At 64.0% G+C, this 253-nt stretch carries 1 pseudogene; it reads right to left on the bottom strand.

Annotated elements, in window-relative coordinates:
- Positions 1-253, bottom strand: a pseudogene (locus ACQG3P_RS20795) (thioredoxin reductase); the annotation flags it as partial.

A 253-nucleotide genomic window follows, 5' to 3' on the forward strand; every position in this document is an offset into this window, starting at 1 on the left:
GGTCGATTCGATCACCACGCCGCATGCATCGAGCCGCTCGCGCTTTTCGGGATCGATGCTGCCAGGGTCCGGGCAGAACAGCGTGATCTTTCCCCAGTCGCACAGCAGCAGCGCCAGCCCGACGCCACCATCCTTGGCGCAGCCGAGCACGCCGATGTTGCCTTCATACAACTCATAGCCGTGGCAGTCGGGGCAATGGTAGACACTGCGTCCCCAGCGCTCGGCACGGCCATCGACGGGCGGTAATGTATCG

It is taken from the genome of Stenotrophomonas sp. SrG (assembly GCF_050031795.1).
GTDB classification, from domain to species: domain Bacteria; phylum Pseudomonadota; class Gammaproteobacteria; order Xanthomonadales; family Xanthomonadaceae; genus Stenotrophomonas; species Stenotrophomonas rhizophila_A.